Annotated in this window: 3 protein-coding genes and 1 pseudogene; all 4 read right to left on the reverse strand. The window is 72.6% G+C overall.

The window, feature by feature from the left end; all coding sequences use genetic code 11:
• On the reverse strand, positions 1-1387 hold a 1387-nt coding region (gene dnaG / locus AB8Z36_RS30890; protein WP_369216693.1), incomplete at its 3' end, for a DNA primase.
• Positions 1388-1430: 43 nt separating this feature from the next.
• Entirely contained in the window at positions 1431-2693 is a 1263-nt protein-coding gene (locus AB8Z36_RS30895; protein ID WP_369216694.1) for an NAD(P)/FAD-dependent oxidoreductase, read from the reverse strand.
• Positions 2694-2858: 165 nt separating this feature from the next.
• Positions 2859-4187, reverse strand: coding sequence for a deoxyguanosinetriphosphate triphosphohydrolase (locus tag AB8Z36_RS30900; RefSeq protein ID WP_369216695.1), 1329 nt, complete (start codon positions 4185-4187; stop codon positions 2859-2861).
• Positions 4188-4234: 47 nt separating this feature from the next.
• A pseudogene (locus tag AB8Z36_RS30905) lies at positions 4235-4475 on the reverse strand (sirohydrochlorin chelatase); the annotation flags it as partial.

Consider the following 4475-nt stretch of genomic DNA (forward strand, 5'->3'; position numbering starts at 1 on the left):
GTCCATACGCCTGCTGGGGCCTGCCCTGGGGCTGGGCGGGGCCCCTGCCGCCGCGGTCGCGGGCCCAGCGGGCGAGCTGGGCCACGCGCTTGACGACGAACTGCGTGTCGAGGATGCCGAGCATGCCGGCGAGCTGGACGGCCACCTCGTGCTGGGCCCCGCTGTTCTTGATGCGGGCGACGACGGGACCGGCCTCGTCCAGGGCCGCGGCGCGGCCCGCGGGGGTCTCCAGGTCGTACCGTCCGACGATCTGGCGCAGGGCGAACTCGAAGAGCGGGGTGCGCGGCTGGACGAGGTCGGCGACCGCCTCGTCGCCCTTGGCGAGCCGCAGCTCGCAGGGGTCCATGCCCTCGGGCGCGATCGCGATGTAGGTCTCCGCGGCGAACTTCTGGTCGTCCTCGAAGGCGCGCAGGGCGGCCTTCTGGCCCGCCGCGTCACCGTCGAAGGTGAAGATCACGCGGGCGCTTCCGTTGTCCATGAGAAGGCGGCGGAGGATCTTGATGTGGTCGCCGCCGAAGGCCGTGCCGCAGGTCGCGATGGCGGTCGTGACGCCCGCGAGGTGGCAGGCCATGACGTCCGTGTACCCCTCGACGACGACCGCGCGGGAGGTCTTGGCGATGTCCTTCTTCGCCAGGTCGACTCCGTAGAGGACCTGGCCCTTCTTGTAGATCGGGGTCTCGGGCGTGTTGAGGTACTTCGGGCCGTTGTCGTCGTCGCGGAGCTTGCGGGCGCCGAAGCCGACGACCTCGCCGCCGATGTCGCGGATCGGCCACATCAGCCGGCCGCGGAAGCGGTCGATGGGGCCGCGGCGGCCCTCCTGGGAGAGCCCGGAGAGGGTCAGCTCCTTGTCGGTGAAGCCCTTGCCGCGCAGGAAGCGGGTGAGGTGGTCCCAGCCGGCCGGGCTGTACCCCACGCCGAAATGCGCCGCCGCGGCCTGGTCGAAGCCGCGCTCGGCGAGGAACTTCCGGCCGATCTCGGCCTCGGGGCTCTCCAGCTGGTCCACATAGAACTGGGCGGCCGCCTTGTGGGCCTCCACCAGGCGGATGCGCTCGCCGCGCTGGTGGCTGGGGTTGTACCCGCCCTCCTCGTACCGCAGGGTGATGCCCGCCTTGGCGGCGAGGCGCTCGACCGTCTCGGAGAACGTGAGGTGGTCGATCTTCATCACGAAGGCGATCGTGTCGCCGCCTTCCTGGCAGCCGAAGCAGTGGAAGAGACCCTTGCTCGGGCTGACCTGGAAGGACGGGGACTTCTCGTCGTGGAAGGGGCACAGACCCTTGAGGTTCCCGCCGCCCGCGTTGCGCAGCTGGAGATAGTCGGAGACCACGGCGTCGATCGGGACCGCGTCCCGAACCGCCTTCACGTCCTCGTCATTGATCCTGCCTGCCACGTAGGAATACTACGGCCCGCCTGTGACACTCCCTCCCGGCCCGTCACGCGATCAGCGACGCCAGGGGGGTGCCGGGGTCCGCGAGGGCGTTCTGGTCGGGCGTAGCGCCGGACTGGATCAGCTGCTGGATGTGCTCCGTGACGTCCCACACATTCACGTTCATCCCCGCCAGCACCCGGCCCTCGCGCAGCCAGAAGGCGATGAACTCCCGCTTGCCGGTGTCCCCGCGCACCACCACCTGGTCGTACGAGCCCGGGGGCGCCCAGCCCGAGTACTCAAGGCCCACGTCGTACTGGTCGGAGAAGAAATACGGCACCCGGTCGTAGCCCACCTCCTGGCCGAGCATGGCGCGGGCCGCCGCCGGTCCGCCGTTCAGGGCGTTCGCCCAGTGCTCCACGCGCAGCCGCCTGCCGAACAGGGGGTGCTCGGTGGCCGCCACGTCACCGGCCGCGAAGATGTCGGGGTCCGAGGTGCGGAACGAGGCGTCGACCGCGATGCCGCCGCCGTCCGCGCGGTCCACGAGGGCCAGGCCCGCGGCCTCGGCGAGCGCCGTGCGCGGGGCCGCGCCGATCGCGGCGAGCACGTCGTGGGCGGGGTGCTCCTCGCCGTCGTCGGTACGGGCGGCGAGGACCATGCCGTCCTGGCCGACGATCTCGGTGAGGCTCGCGCCGAAGTGGAAGCGGACGCCGTGCTCGGCGTGCAGGTCGGCGAACATCTGGCCCACCTCGGGGCCGAGCACGGCGTGCAGCGGGGTCGCCTCGCGCTCGACGACCGTCACCTCCGCGCCGTACTCCCTGGCCGCCGCCGCGATCTCCAGGCCGATCCAGCCCGCCCCGGCGATCACCAGGTGGCCGTTGTCGCGGCCGAGGGCCGTGAGGACCTGCCGGAGGCGGTCGGCGTGGGCCAGGCGGCGCAGGTGGTGCACGCCCGCGAGGTCCGTGCCGGGGACGTCGAGGCGGCGCGGCTCGGCCCCGGTGGCGAGCAGCAGCTTGTCGTAGTGGATGACCGCGCCGTCGCCCAGGCGCACGCTCCTGGCCGCGCGGTCGACGGCGACCACGGGCTGGCCCAGGTGGAGTTCGACGTCCGCACGCGCGTACCACCCCGGTTCGTGGACGAAGACGCTGTCGCGCTCCTCCTTGCCGAGCAGATAGCCCTTGGACAGGGGCGGACGCTCGTAGGGGTGGTCACGCTCGTCGCCCACGAGGATCACCCGGCCGGTGAATCCCTCGGAACGAAGGGTCTCGGCCGCCTTGGCGCCGGCCAGACCTCCTCCCACAATGACGAACGTCTGATGCGCGTCGACCACTTGATGCCTCCTCGCCGGGGGGACCGGGAATGTACCCGGTGGGAACTGTCTGAACGCGGGAACGCTGTCCGAATGCCACAGGAGCGTCCCGCACGGAGCGTGATGGGGAAAGGGGGCGTGGCCCCTGTCGGCCACATTCCGTCACGCCCCGTGGTCACGGCATGGTCACCGACCGTCGTGGTCCAGGTGTCTCGACGTCAGCCGGGTGTGCAGCGCGCGGGCCGCCGCGTCGGTCAGCGACGCGATCTGGTCGACCACGACACGCTGCGCCGCGCGGTCGTCGGACGCCGCCTCGTACAGCGCGCGGAACTGCGGGTCGAGCCCCTCGGGCGCCCGCCTCATGAGGGCGTCGGCGAGCTCGGCGACCACGATGCGCTGGTCGGCGCGGAGCCGCTCCTGCGCGGGGCGCTGCATCACATAGCGGTCGGCGACGGCCTTGAGCACCGCGCACTCGTGCCGCGTCTCGCGGGGTACGACGAGCTCGGCCGCGTACCTCGTGAGGGGGCCCGTGCCGTACCGCACGCGCGTGGCGGTCTCCGCCGCCAGGCAGAAGCGGCCGATGAGCTGGCTGGTGGCGTCCTTCAGACGGGCCTGGGCGACGGCCGTGCCGTCATAGCCGTGCGGCCACCACTCCTGCTCCAGGAGGCGGTCCAGGGCCTGGGCGAGCTCTTCGGGATCGGTGTCCGCGGGGACATAGCGCCCGATCGCGACGGCGTAGATGTCCCGGCGCTCGGGCTCGGCGTGCAGCGCGTTCGGATCGATGTGACCGGCGTGCAGGCCGTCCTCGACGTCATGGACCGAGTACGCGACGTCGTCGGACCAGTCCATGATCTGCGCCTCGAAACAGATGCGCTGCCCCGGCGCTTCCTTGCGGACCCAGTCGAAGACCGGCCTGTCGTCCTCGTAGACCCCGAACTTCGTGGAGTCCGGGTCGGTGGGGTGGCCGCCGCGCGGCCAGGGGTACTTGGTGGCGGCGTCCAGGGCGGCCCTGGTGAGGTTCAGGCCGACGCTGACCAGGTCGCCGGTGGCCTCGGAGCGGATGAAGCGCTTGGGCTCGATGCGGGCGAGCAGGCGCAGCGACTGGGCGTTGCCCTCGAAGCCGCCGCAGTCGGCCGCCACCTCGTTCAGCGCCTGCTCGCCGTTGTGACCGAAGGGCGGGTGGCCGAGATCGTGCGAGAGGCAGGCGGTCTCCACGAGGTCCGGGTCGCTGCCGAGGGCGGCGCCCAGCTCGCGGCCGACCTGCGCGCACTCCAGGGAGTGCGTCAGCCGGGTGCGGGCGCTGGCGTCCCAGGCCTGGCTCCTGGTGCCCGGCGTGACGACCTGGGTCTTGCCCGCGAGGCGGCGCAGCGCGGCGGAGTGCAGCACGCGCGCGCGGTCGCGCTGGAAGGCCGTGCGCCCCGGCCGCTTGTCCGGCTCGGCGGCCCACCGCTCGACGGCGGCCTCGTCATATGCCTCGTAGGCGTCCTGTCGCGCGTGCGGTGCTGTGCCTTCCATGCACCGACAGTAGACGCAAGCAGTGACAAAGGGGATCTGGCCCCTCGTCAGACGGCGCTGAGGCGACGCGGTTCGGCCATCGGCTCGGCGCGGCACGCCTGGTCGTAGCGGTGCAGGACGAGGCTGACGAGGGACGGGTGGGCGCCGAGCGGGGCCGCCGCGASCCAGGGGGCCGCGCCCGCGCTCTGGGCGGCGAAGCGTCCGGGTGCGGTGAAGTACGCGGCCACGGCGGCCCGGGTCCTGCCCTGCGCGGCGAGGGCGCCGAGCGCCCCGGGGACGGTACGGGCG

It is taken from the genome of Streptomyces flavofungini (assembly GCF_041028215.1).
GTDB classification, from domain to species: Bacteria; Actinomycetota; Actinomycetes; order Streptomycetales; family Streptomycetaceae; genus Streptomyces; species Streptomyces flavofungini_B.